Here is a 26,918-nt window from a genome sequence, read left to right as displayed (position 1 = left end):
AAAGACGGTGGTGGCGCCGGGAACGTCCCGGTTAGCATCCGACGATGACGATGCCGGCAGACAAGTCCCTCCACGACGCCGTGCGTCGATCCGACCTCGACTGGCCGGCCGCCCACCTCGACCCGCAGGTCTGCCCGCCGGCCGCCTTCGGACTCCTCGTCCGGCACGAGGATTCCCGACTGCGGTACCTGGGGCTGGCCCTGCTCGCCGAGCGCGTCACCTCGGGGCGGACGGGCGACGAGCGCGAGATGGCCGAGCTCGCGGGGCTGCTGCCCGCATCACTGGAGGGAACGCCGGAGGAGGCGCTCCTCCTGGCGCGGCTCCACGAACGACTCGGCCCGTATCTCCGGGGGCCCCGCCGGCCGTCGTGGCGTACGGCCGGACTGCCGGTACGGGTACGGATCGCCTGGCTGCGCGCCGAGATCCTGAACGAGCCCGCGGTGATCCGGAAGGAGCCTCCGGGCGAACTGCTCTACCAGGCCGTGCGGGAGACGACCGCCACCGGTGCACACCGGCCGGAGCAGCTCGTGAACGAGCTGGTGGGCAGCGGCGATCCGGTGCTGCAGGGCGAGGGGCTGCGGCTGGCCCGGCAAGGACTGCACGCCGGCCTGCTGGCGCCCGTACTGGTACGCGCACACGTGATCGGGCTCCTCGGCAGCGCCGGCCCGGCCGTCGTCGTCGCCGCGCTGGAGGAACTCGCCCAGCCCTGGGCGGCGTCGGAGCCCCTGCCGGCGGGGCGGCTGACGCCCTTCCTCGCCGCCGCATCGGCGGTCACACGGCCCGGGGCCGCCGATGCCGCACTCACGGCCGCGGCTCACCACGGACACCGCGGCCTGCTCCGGCAGGCCATCGACGACCCGGATCTGCCACCGGGCCTTCGCCGGCGCGGGATGGAACTGCTCGGTGATCTGGCGGACCGCGGCGACATCGGCGCCCTGACGGCGATCGCCGCACGGGACCCGCTGCTGTTCGGAGCGCCGGCGGTGACCTGCCTGCGCGGGCTCCACCGGCGCGGGCACTTCCCGGACGCCCCGCACGTCCCGTCCGTCATCGGCCTGGCGCTGGCCGATCACTCGATTCCGCCCCGCGAGGTCGCGACGATCCTGTTCACCTGCCGGCACGAGACGCTCCGCGTCCTGGTCGACGTAGCCGCAGGCGATCCGAGCTGGCCGCGGCGACTCGCCCTGCTGGTCGCCCTGGCCGGACAGGGGGCGCAGGACCTGTCGATCGGGGACGCCGTCACCCGGGTCCTCCCCTCGGCTCCCGCGCCGGGTCCGTTCCTCGACGCGATCCGTGCGCTGCGCCACGCGGATGCCGAAGACGCCGTGATCGCGCTCCTGCCCTCGGCGCCCGCAGCGGCGCTGGACGCTCTGGAGGCCATCGGCGGGCACCGGACGCCGACGGCGCTGAGGGAAGGGCTCGGCCTCGTCGCGGAGGAGGGCGGGGGAGAAGGGGAGAGGCGCGCGGGAGAGCCGGAGGCGGGCGAGGGAGAGCCGGAGGCGGGCGGAGGAGAGATCGCCCCGCATCTCCGCGCCGTACGCCATCGCGCCCTTGAGGTGCTGTGGCACCTGACCGACGATCCGTCACGGCGGCGTGCCCTCCTCGTCCGCCTCGATCCCGCCGATCTGCCGACGCGCATCGCGGCGGACCTCGGCGGGCCGGACGAGCAGGAACTGGCCCTCCTGAGCTCCCATCTGGACCCGGACCAGCCGGTGGCCGCACTGTGCCGACTGGCCGCACACGGCGGCGCGGGCACGCTGCCGGTCATCGCGGACCTGCTGCTGCGCGTCGTGGCCGAGCTGGCGGCGTCCCGGGAGCCGGGCGCAGCCGCCCCGCGACCCGACGGCGGACAGCAGGCCCGACAGCAGTCCGAGGACTCGCCCTGGGAGCCGGCCCGACCGCCGGGCGGGGAGCCCGTGGTACCCCAGGAGATCCTGGACGCCGTACACGGCCTCGGCCGCCGGCTCCACGAGCGGGGACGGATCAGACCGGCCTGCCTACTCGACGCGCAGACCCCAGAAGAGGCGGGGCACGCCCTCGTCGCGACCCTGGCGCTCGATCTGCTGGACCGGCCCGGACTGTCGAGCGGCGAACAGGCGGTCCTGCTCGAACTCCTGCTCCGAGCCCCCTACGCACGCACCCGTGCACGGGTGCACCGCCTGCTGCGGCACCGCGACCGGCACGTGCGCAAGCACGTGATCGCGCTCCTCGCCCGCGAGGCCACCGGGGACGACGCGCAGGCCCTGTCGGCGACGCTGATCACGCTGACCACCGCCTCGGACATCCAGACCGTCCGGCAGGCGCTGCTCGCCCTCGGTCACGCGCGGGCCCGCTGGGCCTCCTCCGCGATCGCCGCATGTCTCGGCCATCCGAACATGAACGTCAAGAAGACCGCCGCGGAGGTCCTGGTCCGCGCGGGCACACCCGTGGCGGTACCGGCGTTGCTCTTCTGGCTCGGACGCCACGACAATCCGGGCCTGCGCGGCACCCTCATCGCGGCGTTGCGCGCCATCCTCAAAGACGCGTACCCGGCGACCGTCCTCGCCGCCGCCGAGCACAGCGACCACGGCCGTCCCCGTGAACTGCTGCTGGCAGGCCTCGACGGCGCTCTGCCGGTGCGCTCGGTCCTCGCACTGGACGAGCAGGCGTCACTGGTCGCCCCGACCCTGCTCGCCCTGGTGGCGACCGGTCGCGTCGGCCTCGCCGCCGGGACGGTCGAGGACCTGTCGACGGCCCTGGCCAGGCACGGGATCACCACGCCCGCCGCACCCCGGTCCGCGGCGGACACCGGAGCCGACCGCGACGTCGACGCGCTGGAGGCGGAGGGCTGGCACGCCCCGACCGCGCTGCGCCTCGCCGCGCGACACGAGGCGCCGCGCCCCTTCGGACTGCGGGCGCTCCGGCCCCTGCTGCCGGACTGGCTGCGCCTGGCCGCCTCCGAACCCGCCGAGCGAACTCGCGTCCTGCGGTTCACGCTCCGGCTCTGCCCCGCGCCGTGGGAGGCCGGGGAACTGGCGGCCTTCGCCCGGTCCACCGGGGTCCTGCTCGACGGGCTCGCCGAGGCCCCGGCGGAGGACCGGCACGACCTCATGGCGGTACTCGAAGCGATCGCACCGACCCTGCCGGCGGTCGAGAAGCAGGCCGTCACCGCGGCGGTACGCGCGCTGCCCCGCGCCTCCGCGGACAGCCCGTCCACACTGACGCTGCTCCGGAGCCTCGGCGCGGTACTGGTCCGCGCCGACCTCGAACAGGCCATGGAATCAGCCCGGTTGGGTGCCAGTCCCCGGCAGGCCGAGACCGCCGTCCTGAGGGACGCGTTCGCCACCTCGCAGTCTCCGGCGGCTACCGCGGCTACCGCGGCTACCGCGGCTACCGCGGCCACCGCGCCGGCCGAGGCAGAGGCAGAGGCCGAAGCCGAGGCAGAGGCAGAGGCCTGGCGCGCCGAGCTGGAGGCCGCGGTGTGCACACCGGGCGCCCTGGAGGAGTTCCGCCGACGCTGCCGACAGCACCACGGCGTCCAAGGCCACGGCTCCCGGGACCGCCTGACCGCGCTGATCGAGGTCCACTCCTCGGCCGGCCCCGAGGTCCGCGTCGCCCTCGTCGACTGGATGACGGAGCTCCAGCCCCTCGACGCACCACCGTGGACCATCGCCGAAACCGCCCGCGCCAAGGCTCCGCACCCGCGGACCGTACGCATCGACGACCTCGACCAGCCCCGTTCGGCGGCCTTGCGGGACCGCCTGCTGGCCATGCTGCAGGCACCTGCGCCGGACCGCCGGCACACCGCGGCCCTCGCGCTCCTCGAATGGCCCGAGCTCGAGTGCGGGCTCCCCGTGCTCCGCGCGTTCCTCCGGGGCCGCATCGACGTACCCGTCAGCGCCGGCCTGACCCGCGCACTGAGCGCGATCGACGAGGAGGAACTCCGCGCGGACGGCGTCCTGCACGACAGGGTCGCCCTCGCGGCAAGCGAACTCGACCCGTCGGACCTGGAGCCCCTGGTCCCGCTGCTGCTCGAATGGTGGGAGCACGACCCGCCGTCCGGCAGCTCCGCAGCCGGGCAGGCGCTGGGCCGGGTCCCCGCCGACGTGCTGGCGGAGCGCCTCGCGGCCCGTCTCGACGCCGGAGCCTGGGGGTTCCTCGACCTGCTCGGCGGGCGTCCCCTGCTGCGCACCCCCGCGCTGACGCGAACCTGCCGGCGGCTGCGCGCCGAAGGACGCGACGACCTCGCCGACACCCTGCTCCTCGTGGATGGTCCGCTGCGCCGCCCGGACACCGTGCAGCAGGACGCCGACGCGCTGGAAGCACTCCGCGACCGCGGCCCGGCCGCGTCGACGGCGGCGTCCCAACCCCTTTCCCGGGAAGGCTTGTTGGAGCTGGCCCGTACGGGTGACCCGGTGCAGGTACGCCAAGCACTCACGCGACTGGCCGAGGGCCACAGCGGCCCGGACGCGGACCGGGACCCCGGCCTGCGGGACCTGATAGGGGAGTTGCTGCACCATCCCATGCCCAAGGTCCGCCTGCACGCCCACCGGACCTCACGGGCCGTGCTGGACCGTCAGACCTACCTCCACCACACCTCGATCCTGCTGCACGACCCCCAGCCGGACCTGGTGCGCACGGCGATCCGGACCCTCTGCCACGCGACCTGGGCACCCGCGATCCCCGCGGTGACCGGACTGTTGGAGCACTCCCATCACGTCGTCCGCAGGGCCGCGGCCGAGGGGCTCGTCGTCATGGGAGCCCCGGCGGTCCCATCTCTCCGACACGCCGCCGGCCACGCCCGGCCCGACAAGCGGTCCGTCTACGCAGAGCTCCTCGAACAGATCAGGCAGGGCAGTCCGTGAGGGTTCCCTTGTCCGGCCGGGGCGTCGAGGGAACTCCGGCTGCCGCGAGGTGCCCGACCCGGTCGCGGGTGGTCAGGTACCTCGCTGCGCGGTGGGATCAGCCCCTTGCGTGCTGGTGGAGACTGGCCGCCAGGAGGTGGGAGTCGAGCAGGGAGACGTCCGCCGTCCTGTCCGCCCGTGCGTAGCCGGCCAGCATCCGTTTGGTCAGGACGAGGGCTTCGGGTGAGCGCCGGACGAGGGGCCTGGTCCAGGCATCGATCACCTTGTCCAGCTGGTCGAGCGGGGCGGTCCGGTGGAGCAGGCCGATGCGGTGGGCCGTGGCGGCGTCGAAGACGTCGCAGGTGAGCATGAGCTCGCGGATCCTGGACGCGCCGACCTCGGAGACCAGGCGCCCCATCGCCCCGCCCCACGCGGGCGGCAGCCCTATGCCGACCTCCGGCATGCGGAAGCGGCTGGTGTCGGCGCCGGCGCGCAGATCGCAGAAGGCGGCGAGGGCGAGACCGGCGCCGATGACCCGCCCGTGCAGCCGGGCGATGGTGACCGCGTGGGTGTTCTCCAGGGCCTGGCACAGGCGGTGCGCCTTGTCCGCGATGCGCCGCAGGCCCACTCCGGACGGATCGGCGGTCAACGCCTCCTGGTACTCGCCGCGGTCGGCGCCCAGGCAGAAGTCCGTACCCCGTGACGACAGCGTCAGGATCCGGACGTCGGGTCTCTCGTGCAGGTCGTCGAGCAGGGTGGTGAGATCGTCGAGGACCGCGGCGTCCAACGTGTCGCCCTGCCCCCAGGGGTTGAGGCGGACATGCAGTACGGGGCCGTCCTGCTCGGTGCCTATCGCCTTGGGGGCGGTCCGAACCTGTGCGGGGGAGGGGGAGAGGGCGGCGCGGGGGGAGGCGGTCGGGATGGGGGTCGGTTCGGTCATGCGACTGCTACGTCCAGGTTCAGGAGTCGTCGGAACGCCACGCGGGGCGCCATCGACGGGGGGCGTACGAGGGTGAGGCGGGGGAGGCGCCGGACGAGCTGGTGGAGCAGGGTCTGGGCTTCGATGCGGGCGAGCGGGGCGCCGAGGCAGTAGTGGATGCCGCCGCTGAACGCGAGGTGGTCGGGGGCGCGTTCGGGGTCGAACCGGTCCGGGTCGACGTGCCTGGCCGGGTCCCGGTGCGCCGCTCCGATCATGAGGTGGACCATCTCGTCGCGGCGGATCTCGAAGCCTCCGAGCACGGAGTCCTGCGATGCGACCCTGCTGATCACGTGGGTGGGCGGGTCGTAGCGGAGGGTCTCCTCCACGAAACCGGCCACGAGGTCGGGGTTGTCGGCGACCATGGCCCAGCGGTCCGGGCTTTCGACGAGCCGCAGCGTCATCGTGGAGAGGAGGGTCGCGGTGGTTTCCAGGGCGGCCAGCAGGACGAACAACACCAGGAAGTAGACGGCCTCGTCGGCCTTGTCCTGGTCGGGCTCGATCGCGTCCCACGTCTGGATCCACCGGGTGACGGGGTCGTCTCCGGGGTGGGCGCGCCGATCGCGCACCAATTCCATGAAGTAGGTGCGGAGTTCCGCCGTGGCCGCATCGGACAGGGCCAGTTGGCTGGCCGACGGCAGCAGCTCCTGGGTGAAGACCTGGTCGTGCGTCAGCTCTCGGAGGCGGGGCCAGTCGGCCTGCGGCAGTCCGAGCCAGTCACCTATGGTGGCCACCGGCAGTTCCTCGCAGACGAGTTGCGAGAAGTCCGCCTCGCCGGTGCGTATTCGCTCGGTGAAGGCGTCGAGGAGTTGATCCGAGGTCCGCTTCACGTTGCGTCCGATGCGCTCCACGGTGCCCCGGTCGAACGAGCCGGCCGCCCGCCGCACCTTGGTGTGGTCCGGGGGGTTGAGCGCGGCGAGGGTGTTGCCCATCTCGCGCGAGGAGGGGGCGTTCCAGCGCGTTCCGGGCCCCTGGCGCTCCCGCCACGCCTTGTCGGGCTCCAGCCATTGACGGCTGCGCAGAACCTGGTCGCAGGCGGCGAAGCCCGTCACGGCGAAACCGCCCCAGGGGGCGGGCACCACCTCGCCGCGCGCGAGGAGTTCGTCGTATATCGGGAAGGGGTCGGCCTGCCCTCTGGCCGTCCGGAGACGGGAGAAGAGGGAGGCGGACGCGCGGCGGTCGTACGTCGGAGTTACGGCAACGCCCATGTGGCGGCTCCTTTCTGAGAACCAGCCGCCATGCATACCCGCATGATCGTTAGGCATCCGCTACCGCCGAGTACTCAGGGTGTTACCTGAATCACATATTCCTCATTCGCCTCTGGTCCACGCCAGGAAGCGGCTGAACAGGCCTCCCTTGGGCTGCGACGCGGCAGGGGCATGCGTCCCCGAAGGGCCGGTGTGGGTGGAGGGGGTGGCCGTCTGCTGCTGGGGCGTCTGGCCCGCGTTCGACCCTGCCGACCAGGCGGTCCCGGCGGACGCGGCCGACTCGGTTCCCTGGGCAACGGCCCTCGGGGTGAAGCGGATCGGAAGAGTGACCAGCGAGCGGCTCCACGGGCTCGGTGCCCACGTGAGCGCCTTGAACGGGACGCGCAGCTCGACGTCGTGAAGCTGGTTGAGCAGCGTCTCGACGGCCGTCACGGCGATCATGAAGGCCGGGTCCTTGGCAGGGCAGGCGTGCGGGCCCGCTCCGAACGCCAAATGCGCCTTGGCGCTGAGCTGTTCGCGGTGCTCGGTCAACTTCGGGTCGGTGTTGGCAGCGGCGAACGAGACGAGGATCGGGTCGTTCGCCCGGATCACCCGGCCGCCGATCTCGACGTCGTGAGTCGGGTAGTGCGCCGCGTAGTTGGAGATCGGCGCGTAGTTCCAGAGGGTCTGGGAGACCGCGTCCTCGACCGGGAGCCCGAGCTGCCACTCGTCTCCGAGGTACAGGGCGCTGCTGGTGCCGATGGCGGCGGTCAGCGGCGCGGTGCCACCGGAGAGCAGGGTGACCAGCTGGTGCAGCACCTCCTCGTCGGTCAGCCCGGCCGAGTGCTCCATCAGGCGCGTCGTCAGGTCGTCCGTCGGCCGCCGCCGCTTGAGGGCGATCAGCTCGGTGAGCGCCCCGCCGAGCACCTCGTCGGCCCCGGGGGTCCCCTCGAAGATGCCGCTGATCCCGGCGATCACGCGGTCGCCGATCTCGGGCGGGCAGCCGAACAGCTCGCTGAAGACCAGCAGGGGCAGCGGCTGGGCGTACTCGGCCATCAGCTCCGCATGGCCGCGGACGTCGGTACTGAACTGACTGATCAGGTAGTTGGCGGACTGCTGCGTCTGCCGGATGAGCTGGTGCTCGTTGACCGTGGCGAGACTGTCCGTAACGGCCCTGCGCAGGCGGGCGTGTGCCGCACCGTCACTGAAGAGCGCGTTGGGGCGGTACCCCATCATGGGCAGCGCCGGGCTGTCGGCCGGGACGCGGCCTTCGTTCAGGGCGTTCCAGCGTCGGGAGTCGCGCACGAAGGAGGCGGGGTTCTGCAGGACGTACAGCGCGGCGTCGTAGCTCGTGACGAGCTCGACCTGGACGTCGGGGGCGATGTCCACGGGCGCACTGGGACCGTACGCACGCAGCTGTGCGTAGTGGCCGTCGGGGTCGGCTCCGAACGAAGGGCCGTACATCTGGACGTTCCCGTGCGCGGGGCAGCCGGGAGGTATCTCGTGCGGGTCACGTGGCTGTTGCATTCCTGCGCTCCTAGCCGAGTTGGGACATGAGGTGTTTCACGAGGGTGATGAGGGCCCGCGCGGAGGAGTTCTCGTCCCGTACGTCGCACTCCACGACAGGGGTCTCGGCGCTGAGGTTCAGGGCCTCGTGCACCTCGTCGAGCGGGTAGTGCGTGGTGCCCTCGAAGTGGTTCACGGCGATGGCGTACGTCAGGCCGAAACGTTCGACGAGGTCCAGGACGGGGAAGGACTCGTGCAGGCGCTCCGGGTCGACGAGGACCAGCGCGCCCAGAGCACCCCGGGAGAGCTCCTCCCACATCTCCTTGAAGCGCTCCTGGCCGGGCGTTCCGAAGAGGTAGAGCACCAGGGTGTCGCTCAGGGTGAGCCGGCCGAAGTCCATGGCGACGGTGGTGGTCGTCTTGTCGGGCGTGCCCGACAGATCATCGAAACCCACGCTGGCTTCGGTGATCTCTTCCTCGGTCCGCAGGGGCTCGATCTCCGAGAGACTGCCGATGCAGGTGGTCTTGCCGACCCCGAAATGCCCCACGATGAGGATCTTCACCGCATGGGAGACATCTGGATCCAGGTACACGCGTTACGCTCCGAATCGATTCTTCAGGCCCTCGAGCACGGCACTGACCAGTTCTCTGTCGACACGTTCGGCGCGCGGTATCGGGGTCCTCGCGAGGATGAGATCGTCCTCCTCCAACTGCGCCAGCAGGATGCGGACGACGCCCAGGGGCAGGTGCGTGTGCCCCGCCACCTCGGCCACGGACAGGAAGCCGTTCGCGACCAGGTCCATGACCCGCCCCGCTTCCGGGGACAGCGTGCGCGCTGCCACCTGTCCGATCTCCGCCGCCGCCGTCACGAGCGTCGTGTGCTCGTACTCGTGGTCCGGGGGCAGTGCCCGTCCGTTCGTGATCACGAAGAGGGGGACTAATGGAGACGTCAGTTCCAGCTCGTCGTCGTGTCCGAGACCTTCAGGCATGGCCAGTCCCCTTCCCCGGTGTCGCCGTCGCGGTCAGTCTGGGAACCACCTCGTGCAGACGCGTGGTGAACTGCTCGATGTCGCAGTCGTGTTCGGCGGCCGCGGCCAGGAAGGCGTCGGGGCCCGCCGCCATCAGGAAGATCCAGCCGTGCTGGAACTCGATGACCGTCTGACGCCATTCCGCGTCCTCGATGACCCCCGCGAACTGGGAAGTGACCCGGCTGTAGGCGTGGATGCCCGTCATGGCCGCGGAGATGGTGTCCGCGAGGTCGCGGCTCATCCCGTTGGTCGCCCCACGGGGAAGGCCGTCCGATCCCAGCAGCACGGCGTGGCGGGCACCCTTCACCTCGGACATCACCCGGTCGAGCTCACCGAGTACGAATCCCGAGTCGCCCGGGACCGGCTGCCGGGGTGCGCTCCCGCGTCGCACTCCGGCGTCCTCGGTGTGCACGCGCGGCGGCGAGGTGAGGTTGTTGCCCAGCCGTGCGACGAGGCGGTGCATGCGGAAGGAGATCTGTTGCATGTCCACATCGGGCGCGGCCGCGGCGGCGAGGTAGGAGCCCTGCCCCGCCCCGATCAGGAAGCTCCAGCCGTGCGAGAACTCGATGATGGTCTGGTTCCACTGCCGGTCCTCCTCCGGTCCGGCGAAGTGGGCCGTCGCCCGGCTGAGCGACTGCATCCCGGCCATGGCCGCGGAGATGGTGCGCACGTCCTTCTCGGCCAGGCCTTCGGTCGCGCCGCGAGGAAGGCCGTCAGCGGACAACAGGACGGCGTGCCGTGCACGGGGCACGTTGTGCACGATGTCCTCGAGCATCCACGACAGATCTGCGGTCATGCCTCTTCGGGCCCTTCGAACGAGGTGGCGTCAAGGTTGCGGCCGGAGAGCGTGCCGCGCTGGAAGGCACCCAGGCTGCGCCCGGAAGCGCGGCCCGTCTCTCCCGAGATCCGGGGCGCCGGCGCGGTGGTGTCGGGATCGGGGACGCTCGCGATGGGCGCCTGACGCGCGCCGCGCTTGGGAAGCCCGTGCATCGTGCGCGACGTCGCGCTGTGCGGCACCGTGCTCTGCGGCGTCGTGCCGTGCGAGGTCGCGCTCTGCGGCGGCCGGTTCTCGGCGGCGCGCCGGATCTCGCTGACCGGGGCCTCCTGGACGGGCGGAATCTCCTCCATGGTCCACAGCTCCTCGGGCAAGAGGACGACGGCCCGGACGCCGCCGTATCGGGAGACTCCGGTGACATCGACCTTGAAACCGTGCTGACGCGCGATCAGGCCGATGACCGGGAAGCCGAACTTCGGCTGGGTCCCGAGCTGCGAGAGACGGGGGGCGATTTCTCCGGAGAGCAGTGCGGTCGCCCGCTGCCGCTCTTCGTCGTTCATGCTGACGCCGGCGTCGTCGATGACGATGCACAGGTTGTTCTGGACGCGCTGGAACGTCACTTCGATCGGCGCGTCGTGCTGCGAGAAGCTGGCAGCGTTGTCGAGCAGCTCCGCCACGGCGAGGGCGACGGGCGCGACCGCCGACGCCTTCAGGGCGAGACTGGTCTGCTGCATGATGGCGACCCGGTGGAAGTTGCGGATCTGGCCCTGGGCGCTGCGCACCACGTCGTAGACGCTGGCGGGCCTGTTGCGGCGGCCGAGCGGCGCACCGCACATGACGGCGATGCCCTGAGCCTTGCGCGCCATCTGGGCGTTGGCGTGGTTGACGTCCAACAGGTCGCTGAGGACGGTGTGTCCGCCGTACTTGCGCTGGATGCCGTCCAGAAGCAACGTCTGCTCGGCGGCGAGGCTCTGCAGGAGGCTGGCGGCACCCTTGAGGACGGCCTTGGTGTTCTCCTCAGCGGCTTCCTTGGCTTCGCGGAGCGTGGCGTCCTGCTCGACCCGGAACCTCTGCAGTTCGGCGCGCGACACGTGCAGGTGGCTGTCCGCCGCGAGCAGTTGGTGCCTGAGTTCGGCCTCGGTGTGCTCCTTCTTCGCCCCCAGCGCTCTGTTGCGGGCGACCAGTGCCACGACCGCGGCCACGGCTATCGCCGCCACCGCAACCAGGCACCACACAAGTGCGTCTCGATTCATGGAAACCTTTCCCGGCGCGTGCCATGCGGACGGCTGCAGATACACCTCGCGAGGCCCCGCAACACAGCTGATCGGCACGGTTCACCCGGTGTTGCGCGGTGATCATGCCGCCGATCCAAATCAGCATCTGCGTCAAAATGAATCAAGATCACAGATGCCGGGATGCTATCACCGGATCTGTAGCTCCCCGGACGCCCGCTATGGCGCCCGATCCGCCCAACCGGAGTGTTACGGCCGGGGGTTGACATGGCCTTTCGATCCCTCCGTACCGGCCATCGGTCACGCCCCGCGCCACCCGTCCGTTAAGCAGTTCTTCACGAGAGGGGTGGCGATCTCTCACATCCATCTGTCCCGGGAAGGGCCCATCGGCAGGTGGGTGCAGGTTCAATCACGCTGGCCGAATGTGGGCTTTTGCCCCTGTTCATCTACATCTCATCAAGATCGGAACCGGGATCCGGGATAGGGGTGTTCTCGTCGCTATTGCCCCGCATTGTGGGGCGGGCGAACGAGCGTGGTGGCGCTGAGGGGATGACGCCGTCGGAGTGCGAGCAGCCGAAGCGTCCGCGCAACCGGCTCCGCGAACCGGAAGATGATTTCCACCGAAACGAAGGGCGCCCGCGGCGCCTCCCGTGTCACCCGGGAACTAACGGGCTTAAGGGAGACCGGCCGACCGCACATCACAGCGGGATGTGCGGCGGCACGGGGTACACCGGCGCATAAGAGGTGTCGGGTCGAGGAACGGCAATGCAATGGCGGAGTGGTTCGCCGCCCGCACCGAAACGAATTGTTGAGTGACGAACGATGGCCCAAAACGCCGAAACCCGCAGGGCCGTTCCGATGGGGCGGCGGCCCGGCCGGACGGCTCCGATCGTGGGCGCCGGCGGCACGTACGGGGCCGTTCTCGCCGGCGACGTCCTGCGCCAGGACCCGGTGGCGCTCATGATCGACTCTCGGCCTGGCGGCGCGATTTCGCTCTTTCCCCCGCCGTGGCCGTGCCGGTTCTCTTGGCTCGTGCGCCGGTGCGGCGACCACATGACCACAACCCGCCCCCTGGAGGACTCATGGCATCGGACGCGAACCAGGAGTGGAAGCTCGACGGCGGAACCGCGTGGATACGTCCCTCGAGCGACAAGGGCCTCGTCAAGCCGCTCGTCCTGGCCAGCAAGGCAGGACCGGGGGAGACGGACCTGGCCGCGCTGCGGGCCCGGCTCTACTCCACCCCGGACTCATTCGGCGAAGCGGCGCGCGCCCGCGGCCACGACCTGATCCTGGTCGGCTTCAACGACGGCGCCGCCCCCCTGGCCGACCTGGCGGACACGGTCACGGAAGCCCTCCGTCGGACGGCGGCCGAGCAGACGGGCGACGCCCCCCTCACCGTGGGCGGCATCGCCAGGGGAGCCCTCGCGGTCCGCTACGCCCTCGCCGAGATGGAGCACCGGCAGGAGAACCACCGGACGGGGACGTATTTCTCCTTCAACGGAACGGCGCCCTCCCCGGAGGAGAACACCGAGTCTGCGGTCCGGGGCAGTTGGCCGCAGCTGCCGCAGAAGCTCAAGCTGACCATCGGCGACGTCCCCGACGACCTGAGCGACGACGACTTCGACGACACCACCACGTCCCCCGCGGACCCGGAAGGCCTGCTCATCCCCGGCGCCCAAGTCACCTGGCTCCTGAACCACCTGGCCTAGGGTCGGGCAGCCGGGCAGCCGGGCAGCCGGGCAGCCGGGCACGAGCCGCCGTCATCGCGGCGCCCTGCGGACCGGCCGGGGCTGCGGGGGCTTGCCCGGGGCCGGCGGGCGGAGAATCCGAGTGGCGCGCAGGCCGCACCGGCAACAAGACTGCGCAGGTGAGCGATTGCTACCCCTGCCGCACCCCCTGGCCCGACGACCGCTCGGCACTCTGCTGGTGGCTCCCCACCTTCTGGCGCCGCAACCACCCGGCGTCGTGACCCGTGAGGACGGCTCCCCGGTGAGCGGTCACCTGCCGTCCGCCACGTCCTCCGGTTCGTGGTGCGGGTACGCCCGGGCGCGCTTTCCCTGGTACGAACGCACGTCGGCCCCGCGGCCCGCCGCCGCGATCCGGTCGAGCAGCTCCGCGGCCACCGGGGCCGTCCTGAGCGAAGAGTTGAGCGTGTCGAGCAAGTCCAGCAGGGTCCTCATCGGCGCCGCGGCCATGTGCTCCAACAGCGCGTGCCGTCGATCCTCGGGGAGCGTCATCAGGTCGGCGGCAAAGGGCTCACCCAGCCCCACGGCGTGGATGCGCCGCATGAGGTTTCCCAACGGGAGTCGGACGAGGTGCTTGTCACCGCGGTGGGCGAGCTCCGCGAGAACGGCCACGACGTGATCTGCGGGATGGTAGGAACCTGCGGCCTCCGACAGGCTCCGCCGGACCGGTGCGTTTTCGTCGGACAGGAGCGAGATCACCTCCAACACCTCAGCGGCAGGTCGGTCCGTCTCCATGAGGCACACCAGGACGTCGGACGATATGAGCCAAGGCTCGCTGTGCCAGTGGCGGTGCAGCACCGCCAGCTCGGGCACGGACCGGAACCGGGCGGCGCTCCGGACGAGACGGGATATGAAGGTCACCGAGAACGGACCCCGCATCATCACGTCACCGATCTCCGTGACCACGTCGAGGGACCGGGCCTGCGCGACATCGCTGAGCAAGGACTCCCCCCTGGAATGCTCACGCGCCTCCCCGAGCCATTGCAGCACCACCACGATCTCCTCGGCCGGACGTGCCCACGCCACGTCTGCCAACTCGCGGCCCAGCGCGCGTACGTCACCGCCGGAACGGAACCCCTCAAGGCGCTCCATCAGCACCCCGATCGGCCCCCCGTCGTCCCGCTGCAGCTCGGCCAGTTCCTCTTCCATGGCCAGGACCCGGTCCTCCAAGTCCCGGCAGCGGGTCTCCGCATCGGCCCGTAGGGCGGACGTGTCGGCCAGATCGGCGCGAAGCCTCGCGATCTCGGCGAGGAGGGTGTCGCGGACGGTGGTGTACTCGTCGAGCGCGGTGCGGAGCTCGACCTCGCGGCGGGTGGCGGCGGTCAGGTCCGCCGACCAGTCGCGGTTGAGCGAGTCGAGCTCGCCCCTCACGGACAAGACCTCCGCCTCGCGCTTCGCCAACAGGTCGTGCAGCGCCTCCTCCTGACGGGTCAGGCGGGCGATCGTGCGCTGGGAGCGCATCATCTCGTGGCGGAGGCACTCCAGTTCGTACCCGGAAGGGTTGGTGGCCTGCAGGGCCGCCAGGCGTTGGCGGTGCACCTCGGCCTTGGCCTCTTCTTTGAGAGGGGCTCCCAGCTTGTGCTCCGCCTCGCGGATGAGGCGGCCGATGAAGTCCTCGGTGGCGACGCGGCGCCCGCGCAGGAAGCGGGAGACGGTGGCAGCGTCCAGGGCGACGCGGACGGCGTACGCCTCCTGCGAGACGCCCAGGGTCTTGAACAGGCCCGTCAACGTGTTGCCGAGGGTGGCAACCTCCGGCACCTCGCCCCGCTCGGTCGCGGCCGAACTCGCAGCTGAGCGGGCCATCTCCGGCATCCCGGCCTCCCCCGTGCCTTGCACCCGTACTGGCAACCCTTGCGGCTGTCGCAGCCTAACCCGGCCCTCCCACGCTGAGGTCGTCAATCAGCCGCCCCTGGAAGGAAACCGATCCATGGCCACCGTCTGGACCTCGACCATCGCCGGCGCCCGGTGGGCCGCGCGGGTGCTCATCGTCGGGCTCGCACTCGTGCCCGTCGTCATCGTGACCCTCGCCTCCGTACCCGCCCTGCTGGTGCTTCCGTTCTCCCGCCGCCGCAGCGCACAGGCCACCACCATCGTGCGCCAGCTGATCGCGTGGACCCGGGGTCTGCTGCTCACCAGCCGGGAGCGCTGAGACCCTGGGCCCCGGGGCCAAGGAGGGGATCAGCCCTGCTGTTCGCTGACGTTGACCATCCACGTGATGCCGAACTTGTCCGTGCACATGCCGAAGACGTCGCCCCACATCTGCTTCTCCAGGGGGACGGACACCGTGCCGCCGGCGGACAGCTCGTTCCAGTAGCCTCGCAGCTCGTCCTGGTCGTCGCCGCTCAGGCTCACCGCGATGTTGTTCCCGGGCTTGTGTTCCGTCCCGGGCGGGTTGTCGGCGCCCATCAGGGTGAATCCCCTGGGCGTCTCGAGCATGCCGTGCATGATCTTGTCGGAGTATCCGGGGGGCGCCTCGGAGCCGAATCCGCCGTAGGTGTGGACGGCCAGATCGCCGCCGAACACCTCCTTGTAGAACTCCATGGCCTGCTTCGCATCGCCGGCGAAGCTGATGTACGGGTTCAGGCGAGAGGACACGTTCGCTCCCTTTGTGACGAATGGTCAGTGCGGGGCAGCCTATGTGTGCGGCGTGCGTACGGAGGGTTCCCCCGGGCCGTCCGTCTGCCTCGTGTCGCACACCCGTAGAGGCGGGCCGCATCGCTCCGAAAGGAGTGCGGGGCCCGTTCGTGTATCTGACGTGGGGAGAGTTGCCGGCCGGCGGAGCGTTCACGATGTTCCGCCGCGCCGAGCTGATGCTCGACGACCTCCCGCTGCAGGCCGTCGAACGGGGCGCAGCCGAATCGCGGCTCGGACGGACGGATGCCTGCGGGATGCCCGTGTGCGCTGCGGTGCGCCCGCCCGCGCTCACCTGGAGCTGAGCACCGTGCACCGTACCGCCGACGTCGGTCGGCTGCGCGGCGCCCTCGGCGGGCACGTGGCCCTCCAGATGCACCTGCGTGCCGTCGAGGTGGAGGCGGAAGTCGAAGAACGGGCAGCACTGCTGCTCGGCAGCGGCGAGCACGGTCAGGGCCACGGCCCGCTCCACGGCAGGGTCAGGCGCAGCCCGTCGGGGATCTGGGCCCGGACGGCGCCGCCGACGGCCTCACGCCGGCGTCCGTTCGGCAGTCAGGAGCCTGGCGCCCTCGTAGGAGCGCAGGGGGGCGCCGGAACACCGGAACGCTCGGCCGGCCGGGAGATCCGCATCGTGCTCACACCGTCGACGAGAAACCTTCGACCCGGGTCGAAGGTCAAGCCGTCAAACCCCACGGAGGCGTCGCGTCGCGCCAACCCATCCGGGAGGGGTCAGCCGGAGACGCAGAACTCGTTGCCGACAGGGTCCTGCAAGGTGGTCCACTCAAAGCCCGGCGCAGTGTGCTCGCCGACGACCTTCGCGCCCATCGTCACGAGCCGGTCGACCTCGCCCCTGCGGTCCGGAGAGTCGAAGTCGATGTGCACACGGTTCTTACCCGGTTTGGCCTCGGGCACGCGCTGGAACCCCAGGACGAGCGGCCGGGCCGCGAGGATGACGAACTCGCCGAAGTCCTCGGCAACTTCAACTCCCAGAGCCGCAGCCCACCAGTCGGCGAGTTCCCGGGGCTCCGCACAGTCGATCGTGATCATCTTTGCCGACAGCGTCATGGGCTTCACCGTAGGGGAGGAGGGACGTCCGACGCGTGCAGCCACTGTCCGGCAACTCGGTGAACCTTCCCGGTCGGAGCACTGGTTGACATGGTGCATGGTGCATGGTGCCCGGCCCGGCCCGGCCCGGCCCGGCCCGGCCCGGCCCGGCCCGGCACTAGCCTCCGATGTCGCGCCTCTGGACATCGTCCAGTGTTTCGCGCCGTACGAGCGTCCGGGCCGCGCCCTCGTGGACCGCGATCACCGGGGGCCGGCCGACCATGTTGTAGCCGGAGGCCATCGACAGCTGGTACGCACCCGCCACGGGAACGGCGAGCAGATCTCCGGGACGGACGTCGCCCGGCAGTTCCACATCGCCGGCAAGGACGTCGCCGGCTTCGCAGTGCCGGCCCACGACCGTCGTCCTCCGCGGGTCGGCCGTCGACTGGCGGCCGATGAGGCGGGGCGCGTAGCGCACCCCGTACAGGGCGGGCCTCGGGTTGTCGCTCATACCGCCGTCGACGGCGACGAAAACGGTCTCGCCCGTGCGCTTGACGGCCAGTACGCGGTACAGGGCGACTCCGGCCGGCCCGACGACGCCGCGCCCCGGTTCGATGACGAGCCGGGGTACGGGCAGGCCCGCGGCGGCGCAGGCCTCGCCGAGCTCGGCGCGCATCCGGCGGGCGAAGGCGGTGAGGTCGAGAGCGGGTTCGCCGGGCCGATAGGCGATGCCGTGGCCGCCGCCCATGTCCAGCTCCGGCAGGACGACCCCGTGGGCGTCGCGAACCCGGGCCATCAGCCCGACCATCCGGCGGAGCGCCACCACGTACGGCTTCACCTCGGTGATCTGCGAGCCGATGTGGCAGTGCAGGCCGGCCGGTTCGAGCTGCGGCCGGCCGAGTACGCGCACGATGGCGTGCTGCGCCGACCCGTCGGCGATCGAGAGCCCGAACTTCTGGTCCTCCGTACCCGTACGGATCTTGGCGTGGCCCCCGGCCGAGACGCCCGGCACGACGCGCACCAACACCTTCTGATGCCCGTCGGGCCCCACGGCGGCCGCGATCCGGGCCATCTCGGACGGACTGTCGATGACGATCCGCCCCACGCCCAGCCGCAGCGCCGCCTCCAGGTCACGGGGCGACTTCGCGTTGCCGTGGAGCACGATGCGCTCGGCGGGGAAACCGGCGGTCACGGCGAGCTCCAACTCCCCGGCGGAGCACACGTCCAGGCCCAGTCCCTCCTCCTGCACCCAGCGCACGATCGCGCGGGAGAGGAACGCCTTGGCGGCGTAGAGGACTTCGGCCTCGGGGAGAGCGGCGCGGTAGGCGCGGCACCGGTCGCGTACCTCGCCCTCGTCCAGGACGTAGGCCGGTGTGTCGAAGCGGTCGGCGATCTCCGTCAATGACACGCCACCGACGGCGAGGTCGCCGTGCGGCAGCAGAGTGGTGGACGCGGGCCACACGGACAGTTCGCCGGCGGCGGTCGGAGCATCGGGGAGGTCGGTGATGGTCATGGTGCGGTTCCCCTTCAGACGGTCCGGGCGGCGACGTCGGGATCCTGCGGCATTGGTGTGGTGAGGGGACCGGTCGCCGTTGCCGGCGCGACCGGGGCGACGGCAGGAGCGGTCAGCGTCGGATCGACGGTCAGCAACGACGCTCCCACCGGCCCGGTCATCGCACGGAGCGCGGACTCGGAGAGCCGGATCCAGGGCCGGCCGACGCCGAGCGTGGCCTCCAGCCGCTCCGCACTCGTGAAGCCCACGGCGGTACGGGCTCCCAGCGGGGTGCGGAACAGGCGTACCACCACCTCCGCCCTTCCCGGCAGGACCGGTACGTACAGGGGTCCGGCCGGGAAGCGTTCCTCGGGCTCCGGGTCGTCGTCGTACTGGAACAAACACATGGGGCCCTCCCAGAGGAACCACGAGTGGCAGATGAGGCCCCGGACGCGGGGAGGCAGCCCGGGGCACGACACCGAAGCTATCCCCGCTTCCCCACCCCCGAGCCCACCCCATGACGCCCCCTTGACGACGAGGGGCCAAGTCCATACGCATCACTGACGGCACGAGTCCGTGCGAGAAGACCGCCAACAACCGCCCGCTTCTTCGCCATCGTCACCGACCTGGTGGGTGCCCCCGCAGAACTGATCGACGAGTCCGGCGCACTGGCCTGGCGCACCCGCACCACTGTGTGGGGCACCACGACTTGGACGTCCACCAGCAAGGCGTACACCCCACTTCGCTTCCCGGGCCAGTACTTCGACCCGGAATCGGACCTTCACTACAACCGCGGAGGCCAAGGAAGTCCTTCAGGACGTGCGCAAGGAGGTTTGGGGCTGGGGAGGCGGACCCGGCTTCTACGGGCCGAAGTGGTGGGTTGACGACGAGGTGAATGCCGCCCCGCAGCGCCGCGCCGGGTACTTGGCCACGGCCTGACCGACCTACCCGGCCCTACCACCCGCCCTACGCCCAACCCTTACCCCGAGGAATTCTTTGGCCGGCTATATCGAAGATCGTTGGATCAAAAAGAAGAAGGATCCCGTCACAGGGAAGCGTGAGCGTACGACCCGTTACGGCAAGGGGTCTCGGTATCGGGTCGCTGGAATCCCGGGCGGCCGGGACATGTCGTTCGATGTGCTGGAGGACGCCAAGGGGTGGCTCCGGCGGTCCGGCACCGACAGTGAACGAGGCGAGTTCGTCGACCCGCGCGACGGCTCCATCACCTTGACGGACTTCGTCACGCGCCACTGGCGTGCCGGCGTTCGCGGCGCGACCGGCACGGTCAAGCGAGTTGACGAGCGTGTACGACTCCACATCCTTCCGCACCGCGGTGCGGTGGCGCTGCGCGACGTGTCGGCGACCGTCCTGCGCGGCTACGTAGCCACGCTCGAAGGCGAGTGCTCTCCGCGGTACGCCGGCAGATCCTCACCTCGCTGTCGAACATCTTCGAGACCGCGATCGACGACAAGCGCCTTGTCCGCAACCCGATGCGGGCCGAGACGGTGCGTTGGCCGAAGGCCCTCGACGAGGATCGTGACGCGTGGCCGCTGGCAACGGCGCAGCGGGTGCGGGACGTGATCAATCCTCGCTACCGGATTGCGGTCGTCGTCGCGCTGGGGTGTGGGTTGCGCCAGGGAGAGGTGTTCGGGCTGTCGCCGAGGGACATCGACTTCGAACGCGGCGTCATCCGAGTGCGCAGGCAGGTGCAACTTCTCTCCGGGCGTCTCTACTTCGCCCTGCCCAAGGGCGGCAAGACGCGCATCGTCGACATGCCCCGTTCGGTGGCCACGGAACTGGCCGCGTACTTCCTCGACCATCCGGCAGTCGACGTCGAGCTCCCCTGGGGCGGACCGGAGCCCGACCGGGAGAAGCAGAGCTTCCCGCTCGTCCTCACGACGACGTACGGCAACGCCATCCGCGCCAACATCTTCAACGACGAGGCGTGGAAGCCAGCCCTCGCAGCGGCCGGGGTCATTCCCGTGCGGGAGAAGGGTGCACGGTGGAAGGCCTCCCGCAAGGACGGCTTCCACGTGCTCCGGCACACTTACGCCTCGGTCCTCCTCGAAGCGGGCGAGTCCATCGTGACGCTCGCCCGGTGGCTCGGTCACTCAAGTCCGACCATCACCCTCGACCACTACGCCCACTTCATGCCGGAGGCCGGCGGCAAGGGACGCGCGGCCATCGACGCACTACTCGGCACGGTGCCCGAGTACGTCCCGGACAGCCTTGCCCATATGTGAGAGAACGGGTGTCACAGCATGCGCTGTGGCACCCGTTTCCGCTGTGCAGGCTTCACGAAGCCTGTGATTCGCCCGCAGAACCTGCGAAGAGTCCGGCCTTCTTCGCGCCTCTCTGGTCAGCCTCTCTGCACTGCTGCGCGTGCCCGCGCAGCATTCATGGCGGCGCCATCGCGCGCGAGGTAGGCCCTCTCCTGCACGCTGCCACCGAAGTCACCCCATGCGTAGAAGGTGGCTACGAGGGCGGCCGTAGTCGCTGTTCCCGAGGATGCAGTCGCCAAGATCCGGGCCACGCTGGCCGGCAGTTGCGCGAGAGGCCGCACTCTCGTTTGGACGGCGATATCGGCGCACCGTCCCGCCCACACTTCGAGACCTTGCGCGGCCCGTGCGAGGAACATCGCGACGCAGGCGAAGAAGGCGTAGGCGAAGGCGAACCCCGCCAAGAACCTCGTGGGCAGACCGGGGGTCGGGCCGGTGCCGAAGAGGGGCAACCCGCGGACGCAGTAGGAGACTGCCTGTCCGGAGATGGCTGCCAGGAAGGCGGATCCGAACAGCGACCCACTGATGTCGTCGTAGTCGTCCTCTGCCACTTCAGGCCCGCTCGGTGGCGTAGGGCGGGCCCGTCGTTGCGCGGGCATGAAGAGGTTAACGATGCTGCCGAGGACGTTGCCGGCCACGAACGTGCCCGAACCGTGGTTCGTCTGGTTCACGACCTTCTTCTCGCCCTCCGGCGGTCGGTCAGTCACGTGCGAGCCCACCATGGTTGATCGTCAGGCCGCCGTGGTTGTCGCCGCCGATGAACAGTCCGCTCCCCGTGTTCTGCTGGTTGTACACGGTAGTTCCTGCCATGGTCAGAGCCTTGAACTCGGGGATGGCCTCCGGATGCGCGTCGAGGTGCACTCGAATCAGCGGTGTCAGTCGACCCACGAGCTCATCCGACGTGGCGTCCCGGTCATCGAAGACGGCGATCACGGCGTCCTGCTCGGCGGTCGATCCACGGCGTACGAGTTCTCGGACCTTAAGGCCGACCCACGCCGCCCCGCCTGCCACAGCCCCACTGGCCAGCGCGACGGCCGACCCTGCGGCAATCTCTCCAACAACATCGTTCAGACTCAAGGCTGTTGACTCCAATGGGATCCAAAGTGGGGCCCCAACGTACTGCCGCGAGCGTGAGCGGGAGACGGCTTTCGTTGTTGTGGCCGTCACCTGCGGGGGCTTCCTTCCCTACTGCGGCGCGAGGCGCGTCTTTGGAGGGGACCAGCCATGCCGCCATCGGCGCCCCGGGCGGGCGGCGGGCACCTCTCGGGATTGGGACAGGGACATGGGTTCATCGGTCAACGTGGTGGGCCATGTACGAGGGCCAGCCGTGGTGCTCGTCCCTGCCAAGCGGACCTTCGCGCGGCACTGTCCGTGACGGTCAGCGGGGGCTGTCCGCGGGGAGCCGAGGCGCTCGGAGAGCGTGGAGCAGCAGGTGGGGGAGGTCCGGCTCGCTCCCCGGCGCCGCCAATTCTTCCCAGATTCTCCCCAGGGCCCTGAGTTAGGCCCTGGGGCGTGATTGCTCTAGCGAATTCGATCGGTGGTGCTCGCTCGTCGGCTAGAGCCAGTCGCGCTTCTTGAAGATGACGTACAGGCTCACGCATACCACTGCCATCAGCAGGATTGCGAAGGGGTAGCCTCCTGCCCACTTCAGCTCCGGCATGTCTTCGAAGTTCATGCCGTAGATCGTTCCCACCAACGTGGGTGCAAACAAGATGGCGGCCCACGAGGAGATCTTCTTGATCTCCTCGTTCTGTTCGAAGCCGGCCTCGGCCAAGGCGCGCATTTCGGCGTTCTGTTGTTGGGAGACCAGGGTGGCGTTGACCGTCAGGATTTCCGTCAGGGCCTGGCGGAAGCCGTCCACGCGTTCGCTGGTGTGGGTGACGTGGTCGGCTACGTCGCGGAGGTAGCGCTGGAGTTCCTCGTCCGTGCCGTACTTCGCGAAGCCGGCCATCAGGCTGTGGAGCATGCCGACCAGGGGGCGGGTGGCGCGTTGGAACTCGACCATTTCCCGGGAGAGTTCGTAGATGCGGCGTGAGACTTCCGGGTCGCCGCTGAAGACCTCGGTCTCGATCTCGTCCATGTCGATCTGGACGCCCTCGACGACGGGGACGTAGCCGTCGACCACCGCGTCGAGGATGGCGTACAGGGCGGCTTCCGGGCCGAGGGAGAGGAGTTCGGGGGACTCCTCCATGCGGCGGCGGACCGCCGAGAGGTCCGGGGCCGCGCCGTGGCGGACCGTGATCAGGAAGTCGGGGCCGACGAAGACGTGGAGCTCGCCGAAATCGACCTCCTCCAGCGCGTCCAAGTAGCGGGCGGCCCGCAGGACGACGAAGAGGGTGTCTCCGTATCGCTCCAGCTTGGGGCGCTGGTGGGCCTCCAGGGCGTCCTCGATGGAGAGCGGGTGGAGGTTGAACTCGTCGGCCAGGGAGTGGAGTTCGGATTCCGTGGGGCGGTGCAAGCCGATCCAGGCCATGCCGTCGGGCTGTTCGCGCAGCCGTCGGAAGGTGTCGGCGAGGGTGGTGGGCGAGGCGACCCGGACTCCGTCGCGGTAGACCGCGGAGTCGATCACGCTGCGGTGGTCCGCGGGCGTGGGAGCCGGCGGGGGCGGCTTCGGGGCCCGTGGGGGTGCGGCCGGGGGAGCCGAGGGGAGAGCGGCCGGGCGTCGCCAGCCCACGCGCTTCGCGGGCCCGGCCCCGGGTGCGGCGGCGGACGGGGGCGAGGGGCGGCGGCGGTCTGGTCGCTCCGACATCGCAGGTCAGCTCCCGGTCGAACGGGTGTTTACGGGCAAGGTGCAGGATATCCGGGTGAATGGTCCCCAGGGCTCCCCGGGGTCCATTCGAGTCCGTGGGGGCGGATGCGGCCGGACCGGAGTTGCGGACAGGACCGGTCCGGCGGCGCGGACAGAACCGGACCGGAGTTGCGGACAGAACCGGTCCGGAGTTGCGGACAGAAGGTGTCCGCATGGGCCGCTACGTTGCTGTCATGGCCTCCAAGACGACGCGTCCCGTACTCGACACCCGTGCGCTGAACCGTGCCACGCTCGCCCGCCAGCTGCTCCTGACCCGCGCCGAGATGTCCGCGCAGGACGCCACCGGGCACCTGCTGGGGCTGCAGGCCCAGAACGTGAAGCCGCCCTACTTCCAGCTCCACGCCCGCCTCGCCGGATTCGGGCCGGCCGAGCTCGCCGGGCTGATGGAGTCCCGGCAGGTGGTCCGGATGGTCACCATGAGGTCCACCATCCACACCCACACCGTCCACGACGCGCTCACCCTGCGCCCCCTGGTCCAGCCCGCCCGCGACCGGGAGATCAACTACTTCCGCAAGGGCCTGGTCGGAGTGGACCTGGACAGGCTGGCCGAGCGCGCGCGGGAGTTCGTGGAGGCCGAACCGCGGACCATGGCGGAGATACGGGAGGAACTGCTCAAGGAGTGGCCCGGAGCCGACCCGCAGTCGCTGTCCGTCGCCGCGCGCTGCCGGCTGCCGCTCGTCCAGGTCACCCCGCGCGGGGTCTGGGGGAAGAGCGGGCAGGTCCGCCTCACCACGCTGAGCGAGTGGGTTCGAGGGCAAGAGAGCGGCCTGGGCGGGGAGACGCCGGGGATCGATGACGTCGTACTGCGCTATCTCGGGGCCTTCGGGCCCGCCTCCGTCAAGGACATGCAGACGTGGGCCGGGCTCACCCGGTTGCGCGAGGCCTTCGAGCGGCTCAGGCCCGTCCTGGAGGTGTTCCAGGACGAGAACGGCGTCGAGCTCTTCGATCTGCCCGACGGGCCGCGCCCCGATGCCGAGCAGCCCGCCCCGCCCCGCTTCCTTCCCGAGTTCGACAACCTGCTCCTCTCCCATGCCGACCGCTCCCGGGTGATCGCGCCCGAGCTGAAGGGGAGTACCTGGTCCGGGAACCAGGCGCACTGCACGCTGCTCCTCGACGGCTTCCTCGCAGGGCTCTGGAAGCTGGACGGCGGGACGCTCACCGTCGAGCTGTTCGCCGAGGTCTCCAAGGCCGACAAGGCGGAGATCGTGGCCGAGGGGGAGGCGCTTCTCGCCGCCATGGGCGAGGACGGTCCGGGCGGGGGCGGCTCCGTTCGTTTCGGCTCCATCCGCGGCTGAGCCCCGCCACCTCGGCCCGCCGCGCACTGGTGGCCCGTACGCCGGACACGGCACGATGCCTGGCACGACCGAGATCACCCGCACTCGTTCTCGTTCGTGGCGGGCCGCGCTGCCATCTGCGCATCGCGGCGCGCCATCTGGCAGCTGTTCGGGACCCTAGGAGAGAGCACATGCGGATTCCCATGACCGTCACGGACTTCCTCGACCGGGCGGAGCTGGGGTTCTCGTCGAGCCCGGGCGTGGTGGACGAGCCGGATCAGCCGGCTCCACCGGTCCCCGATTCGACCTACGGGAGGCTGGGCGAGCGCGTACGGGCCTGGCAGGCGGGATTCGACGCGCTGGGGGTGGGTGAGGGCGAACGCGTGGCCGTGGTCAGCCACAACTCCGCCCGGCTCCTCGAGCTGCTGTTCGCGGTGCCGATGAGCGGGCGCGTCTGCGTACCGGTGAACTTCCGGCTGAAGCCGGAGGAGGTCGACTACGTGGTCCGGCAGAGCGGGGCCTCGGTGCTGCTCGTCGACCCGGAACTGGACGAGGCGCTGTCGGGCGTCAAGGCCCGCCACCGCTTCGTCCTCGGCCCGCAGACCGACGCCGAGCTGATGCGCTTCGGGGTGGAGCCGCGTCCCTGGTCGCACCCCGACGAGGACGCGACCGCGACGATCAACTACACCTCGGGGACCACCGCCCGCCCCAAGGGGGTGCAGCTCACCCACCGCAACATCTGGGTGAACGGACTCACCTTCGGACTGCACACCCGGGTCTGGGAGCGCGACGTCTACATGCACACGCTGCCGATGTTCCACTGCAACGGCTGGGGCATGCCCTTCGTGATGGCCGGGCTCGGCGTCAAGCAGGTCGTGCTGCGCAAGGTCGACGGCGCCGAGATCCTGCGCCGGGTCGAGGAACACGGGGTCACGCTGATGTGCGGTGCGCCCGCCGTGTGGAACACCGTGCTGGACGCGGCGGCGAGCTGGGAGGGCGAGATCCCGGGCCGCGACCGGGTGCGCGTCGTCTGCGCGGGCGCCCCGCCGCCGAGCCGGACGATCCAGCGCATGGGCGAGGAGCTGGGCTGGGAGTTCACGCAGATCTACGGCCTGACCGAGACCTCGCCGCTGCTCACCTTCAACCGGACCCGGCCCGCCGACGCGGAGCTGCCGGCCGAGGAACGGGCGCGCAGGCTCGCGCGCGCGGGGCTGCCCGCGCTGGGGGTCAAGCTGCGGGTCTCCGAGGACGGCGAGGTCCTGGCCAGGTCGAACGTCGTACTGGAGGGGTACTGGGACAAGCCGGAGGAGACCGCGGCCGCACTGCAGGACGGCTGGTTCCACACGGGTGACGGCGGCACGGTCGACGAGGCCGACGGCCACCTGACGATCTCCGACCGGAAGAAGGACGTGATCATCACCGGCGGCGAGAACGTGTCCTCGATCGAGGTGGAGGACGCGATCTTCAGCCATCCGGCGGTCGCGGAGGTCGCCGTCATCGGGGTGCCGCACGAGAAATGGGGCGAGACGATCAAGGCCCTCGTGGTCCTCGCCGAGGGACAGACCGTCCAGGAGGCGGAGATCATCGCCCACTGCAAGCAGCGACTGGCCGGGTACAAGGCCCCGACGACGGTCGAATTCCGCGTCGCCATCCCGCGTACGGCCACCGGAAAGATCCAGAAGTTCAAGCTTCGCGAGCCGTACTGGTCGGGCCTGGAGCGGCAGGTGAACTGACCCCGGGGAGGACGCAGGGGAACGACCGGGGGCCGGTACGGGGCTGCGCGCTTCAACAGCCCCGAGAAGAACGGCAACCACCGGGCGCTGGCCGACATCCGCGAGTCCATCGCGGAGCTGCGCTACTACCGCGAGGCGGTCTTCGTGCCCCAGCCCGGCCCGGACTCGGACACGGCCAAGGCGATCGCGGCGAAGCACGTCCTGTGACCCGCGCCCGCACCCTCCGGCACCCCTGATAACTCGGGCGCGAGCACCCGCTCGGACCCTGTACACTTTTTCTCGGCCGGTCAGTGAAACGACCGGACGACATGGTGGGTATAGCTCAGCTGGCAGAGCACCTGGTTGTGGTCCAGGATGTCGCGGGTTCAAGTCCCGTTACTCACCC

The 26,918-nt window shown here is 70.5% G+C and carries 22 protein-coding genes, 1 tRNA gene and 1 pseudogene; 9 read left to right on the top strand and 15 right to left on the bottom strand.

From position 1 onward, the window contains the following. Positions 1–44 precede the first annotated feature (44 nt). Positions 45–4,844 carry a HEAT repeat domain-containing protein gene (locus tag ACFVX6_RS21655; RefSeq protein ID WP_389693765.1) on the top strand — a complete coding sequence of 1,600 codons (4,800 nt, stop codon included), beginning with the start codon at positions 45–47 and terminating at the stop codon, positions 4,842–4,844. Positions 4,845–4,941: 97 nt separating this feature from the next. Here ACFVX6_RS21655 and ACFVX6_RS21650 read toward each other — a convergent pair whose 3' ends face one another. From ACFVX6_RS21650 to ACFVX6_RS21620, 7 genes are all read right to left on the bottom strand, one after another. Next, positions 4,942–5,763, bottom strand: a complete 822-nt coding sequence (locus ACFVX6_RS21650; RefSeq protein ID WP_389693763.1) for an enoyl-CoA hydratase/isomerase family protein — start codon at positions 5,761–5,763, stop codon at positions 4,942–4,944. Continuing rightward, the gene (locus tag ACFVX6_RS21645; RefSeq protein ID WP_389693761.1) at positions 5,760–7,007 is read right to left on the bottom strand and encodes a cytochrome P450; all 1,248 of its coding nucleotides are present in this window, start codon (positions 7,005–7,007) and stop codon (positions 5,760–5,762) included. The genes ACFVX6_RS21650 and ACFVX6_RS21645 overlap by 4 nt, the downstream gene beginning before the upstream one ends. A 102-nt stretch (positions 7,008–7,109) precedes the next feature. Further along, positions 7,110–8,513 (bottom strand): cytochrome P450, encoded by a 1,404-nt coding sequence (locus tag ACFVX6_RS21640; RefSeq protein ID WP_389693759.1) that lies wholly within the window; start codon positions 8,511–8,513, stop codon positions 7,110–7,112. Positions 8,514–8,523: 10 nt separating this feature from the next. After that, positions 8,524–9,084, bottom strand: coding sequence for an ATP/GTP-binding protein (locus ACFVX6_RS21635; protein WP_389693757.1), 561 nt, complete (start codon positions 9,082–9,084; stop codon positions 8,524–8,526). Between the two features lie 3 nt (positions 9,085–9,087). Then, complete coding sequence (locus ACFVX6_RS21630; protein ID WP_389693755.1) at positions 9,088–9,480, bottom strand: DUF742 domain-containing protein; 393 nt, start codon at positions 9,478–9,480, stop codon at positions 9,088–9,090. After that, a complete protein-coding gene (locus ACFVX6_RS21625; protein ID WP_389693753.1) occupies positions 9,473–10,315 on the bottom strand; it encodes a roadblock/LC7 domain-containing protein in 843 nt (280 codons plus the stop codon). Before ACFVX6_RS21625 ends, ACFVX6_RS21630 begins: the two co-directional genes overlap by 8 nt. Beyond that, positions 10,312–11,547, bottom strand: a complete 1,236-nt coding sequence (locus ACFVX6_RS21620; protein WP_389693828.1) for an ATP-binding protein — start codon at positions 11,545–11,547, stop codon at positions 10,312–10,314. The genes ACFVX6_RS21625 and ACFVX6_RS21620 overlap by 4 nt, the downstream gene beginning before the upstream one ends. A 1,061-nt stretch (positions 11,548–12,608) precedes the next feature. Between ACFVX6_RS21620 and ACFVX6_RS21615 the strand changes: the two genes are divergently transcribed. Beyond that, positions 12,609–13,235, top strand: coding sequence for a hypothetical protein (locus tag ACFVX6_RS21615; RefSeq protein WP_389693751.1), 627 nt, complete (start codon positions 12,609–12,611; stop codon positions 13,233–13,235). A gap of 288 nt (positions 13,236–13,523) precedes the next feature. Here ACFVX6_RS21615 and ACFVX6_RS21610 read toward each other — a convergent pair whose 3' ends face one another. Continuing rightward, positions 13,524–15,074 carry a hypothetical protein gene (locus tag ACFVX6_RS21610; protein ID WP_389693749.1) on the bottom strand — a complete coding sequence of 517 codons (1,551 nt, stop codon included), beginning with the start codon at positions 15,072–15,074 and terminating at the stop codon, positions 13,524–13,526. Positions 15,075–15,198: 124 nt separating this feature from the next. Here ACFVX6_RS21610 and ACFVX6_RS21605 point away from each other — a divergent pair, with 124 nt between their 5' ends. Continuing rightward, positions 15,199–15,420, top strand: coding sequence for a hypothetical protein (locus tag ACFVX6_RS21605; RefSeq protein WP_389693747.1), 222 nt, complete (start codon positions 15,199–15,201; stop codon positions 15,418–15,420). A gap of 29 nt (positions 15,421–15,449) precedes the next feature. Here ACFVX6_RS21605 and ACFVX6_RS21600 read toward each other — a convergent pair whose 3' ends face one another. Then, positions 15,450–15,866, bottom strand: coding sequence for a VOC family protein (locus tag ACFVX6_RS21600; RefSeq protein ID WP_389693746.1), 417 nt, complete (start codon positions 15,864–15,866; stop codon positions 15,450–15,452). A gap of 20 nt (positions 15,867–15,886) precedes the next feature. Here ACFVX6_RS21600 and ACFVX6_RS21595 point away from each other — a divergent pair, with 20 nt between their 5' ends. Next, positions 15,887–16,207 carry a DUF5990 family protein gene (locus ACFVX6_RS21595; RefSeq protein ID WP_389693744.1) on the top strand — a complete coding sequence of 107 codons (321 nt, stop codon included), beginning with the start codon at positions 15,887–15,889 and terminating at the stop codon, positions 16,205–16,207. A 424-nt stretch (positions 16,208–16,631) separates the two neighbouring features. On the opposite strand, the gene ACFVX6_RS21590 is transcribed toward ACFVX6_RS21595, so the two are convergent. The 3 genes from ACFVX6_RS21590 to ACFVX6_RS21580 form a co-directional block, all read right to left on the bottom strand. Next, the gene (locus ACFVX6_RS21590) at positions 16,632–16,967 is read right to left on the bottom strand and encodes a VOC family protein (RefSeq protein ID WP_389693742.1); all 336 of its coding nucleotides are present in this window, start codon (positions 16,965–16,967) and stop codon (positions 16,632–16,634) included. Between the two features lie 157 nt (positions 16,968–17,124). Next, positions 17,125–18,459 (bottom strand): diaminopimelate decarboxylase, encoded by a 1,335-nt coding sequence (gene lysA / locus ACFVX6_RS21585; RefSeq protein WP_389693740.1) that lies wholly within the window; start codon positions 18,457–18,459, stop codon positions 17,125–17,127. 14 nt (positions 18,460–18,473) lie between these two features. After that, the gene (locus ACFVX6_RS21580) at positions 18,474–18,845 is read right to left on the bottom strand and encodes an SAV_915 family protein (RefSeq protein WP_389693738.1); all 372 of its coding nucleotides are present in this window, start codon (positions 18,843–18,845) and stop codon (positions 18,474–18,476) included. A 993-nt stretch (positions 18,846–19,838) separates the two neighbouring features. On the opposite strand from ACFVX6_RS21580, the gene ACFVX6_RS21575 reads away from it, so the two are divergent. Next, positions 19,839–20,681, top strand: coding sequence for a tyrosine-type recombinase/integrase (locus tag ACFVX6_RS21575; RefSeq protein WP_389693736.1), 843 nt, complete (start codon positions 19,839–19,841; stop codon positions 20,679–20,681). 116 nt (positions 20,682–20,797) lie between these two features. On the opposite strand, the gene ACFVX6_RS21570 is transcribed toward ACFVX6_RS21575, so the two are convergent. From ACFVX6_RS21570 to ACFVX6_RS21560, 3 genes are all read right to left on the bottom strand, one after another. Further along, complete coding sequence (locus ACFVX6_RS21570; protein ID WP_389693734.1) at positions 20,798–21,388, bottom strand: hypothetical protein; 591 nt, start codon at positions 21,386–21,388, stop codon at positions 20,798–20,800. A gap of 28 nt (positions 21,389–21,416) precedes the next feature. After that, a complete protein-coding gene (locus tag ACFVX6_RS21565; RefSeq protein WP_389693732.1) occupies positions 21,417–21,794 on the bottom strand; it encodes a hypothetical protein in 378 nt (125 codons plus the stop codon). A gap of 478 nt (positions 21,795–22,272) precedes the next feature. After that, a complete protein-coding gene (locus ACFVX6_RS21560; protein ID WP_389693730.1) occupies positions 22,273–23,466 on the bottom strand; it encodes a magnesium and cobalt transport protein CorA in 1,194 nt (397 codons plus the stop codon). Between the two features lie 233 nt (positions 23,467–23,699). Between ACFVX6_RS21560 and ACFVX6_RS21555 the strand changes: the two genes are divergently transcribed. The 4 genes and pseudogenes from ACFVX6_RS21555 to ACFVX6_RS21540 all read left to right on the top strand — a co-directional run bounded on the left by ACFVX6_RS21555 (position 23,700) and on the right by ACFVX6_RS21540 (position 26,917). Next, positions 23,700–24,821 carry a winged helix DNA-binding domain-containing protein gene (locus ACFVX6_RS21555; protein ID WP_389693728.1) on the top strand — a complete coding sequence of 374 codons (1,122 nt, stop codon included), beginning with the start codon at positions 23,700–23,702 and terminating at the stop codon, positions 24,819–24,821. Between the two features lie 170 nt (positions 24,822–24,991). Beyond that, a complete protein-coding gene (locus ACFVX6_RS21550) occupies positions 24,992–26,533 on the top strand; it encodes an AMP-binding protein (protein ID WP_389693726.1) in 1,542 nt (513 codons plus the stop codon). Between the two features lie 36 nt (positions 26,534–26,569). After that, a pseudogene (locus ACFVX6_RS21545) lies at positions 26,570–26,740 on the top strand (oligoribonuclease); the annotation flags it as partial. A gap of 104 nt (positions 26,741–26,844) precedes the next feature. Continuing rightward, positions 26,845–26,917 (top strand) — tRNA-His (locus tag ACFVX6_RS21540). Position 26,918 lies beyond the last annotated feature (1 nt).

The sequence above is a fragment of the Streptomyces sp. NPDC058289 genome, assembly GCF_042880975.1.
In the GTDB taxonomy this organism is placed as follows: Bacteria; Actinomycetota; Actinomycetes; order Streptomycetales; family Streptomycetaceae; genus Streptomyces; species Streptomyces stoeckheimensis.
This window is presented reverse-complemented; position numbering and strand designations above follow the sequence as displayed.

Bases quoted from the DNA above. Each gene is read 5' to 3' on its own strand.
- ACFVX6_RS21655 (WP_389693765.1), top strand. From the start codon at position 45: ATGACGATGCCGGCAGACAAGTCCCTCCACGACGCCGTGCGTCGATCC.
- ACFVX6_RS21650 (WP_389693763.1), bottom strand. From the start codon at position 5,763: ATGACCGAACCGACCCCCATCCCGACCGCCTCCCCCCGCGCCGCCCTC.
- ACFVX6_RS21645 (WP_389693761.1), bottom strand. From the start codon at position 7,007: ATGGGCGTTGCCGTAACTCCGACGTACGACCGCCGCGCGTCCGCCTCC.
- ACFVX6_RS21640 (WP_389693759.1), bottom strand. From the start codon at position 8,513: ATGCAACAGCCACGTGACCCGCACGAGATACCTCCCGGCTGCCCCGCG.
- ACFVX6_RS21630 (WP_389693755.1), bottom strand. From the start codon at position 9,480: ATGCCTGAAGGTCTCGGACACGACGACGAGCTGGAACTGACGTCTCCA.
- ACFVX6_RS21625 (WP_389693753.1), bottom strand. From the start codon at position 10,315: ATGACCGCAGATCTGTCGTGGATGCTCGAGGACATCGTGCACAACGTG.
- ACFVX6_RS21620 (WP_389693828.1), bottom strand. From the start codon at position 11,547: ATGAATCGAGACGCACTTGTGTGGTGCCTGGTTGCGGTGGCGGCGATA.
- ACFVX6_RS21615 (WP_389693751.1), top strand. From the start codon at position 12,609: ATGGCATCGGACGCGAACCAGGAGTGGAAGCTCGACGGCGGAACCGCG.
- ACFVX6_RS21610 (WP_389693749.1), bottom strand. From the start codon at position 15,074: ATGGCCCGCTCAGCTGCGAGTTCGGCCGCGACCGAGCGGGGCGAGGTG.
- ACFVX6_RS21605 (WP_389693747.1), top strand. From the start codon at position 15,199: ATGGCCACCGTCTGGACCTCGACCATCGCCGGCGCCCGGTGGGCCGCG.
- ACFVX6_RS21595 (WP_389693744.1), top strand. From the start codon at position 15,887: ATGGTCAGTGCGGGGCAGCCTATGTGTGCGGCGTGCGTACGGAGGGTT.
- ACFVX6_RS21590 (WP_389693742.1), bottom strand. From the start codon at position 16,967: ATGACGCTGTCGGCAAAGATGATCACGATCGACTGTGCGGAGCCCCGG.
- lysA (WP_389693740.1), bottom strand. From the start codon at position 18,459: ATGACCATCACCGACCTCCCCGATGCTCCGACCGCCGCCGGCGAACTG.
- ACFVX6_RS21580 (WP_389693738.1), bottom strand. From the start codon at position 18,845: ATGTGTTTGTTCCAGTACGACGACGACCCGGAGCCCGAGGAACGCTTC.
- ACFVX6_RS21560 (WP_389693730.1), bottom strand. From the start codon at position 23,466: ATGTCGGAGCGACCAGACCGCCGCCGCCCCTCGCCCCCGTCCGCCGCC.
- ACFVX6_RS21555 (WP_389693728.1), top strand. From the start codon at position 23,700: ATGGCCTCCAAGACGACGCGTCCCGTACTCGACACCCGTGCGCTGAAC.
- ACFVX6_RS21550 (WP_389693726.1), top strand. From the start codon at position 24,992: ATGCGGATTCCCATGACCGTCACGGACTTCCTCGACCGGGCGGAGCTG.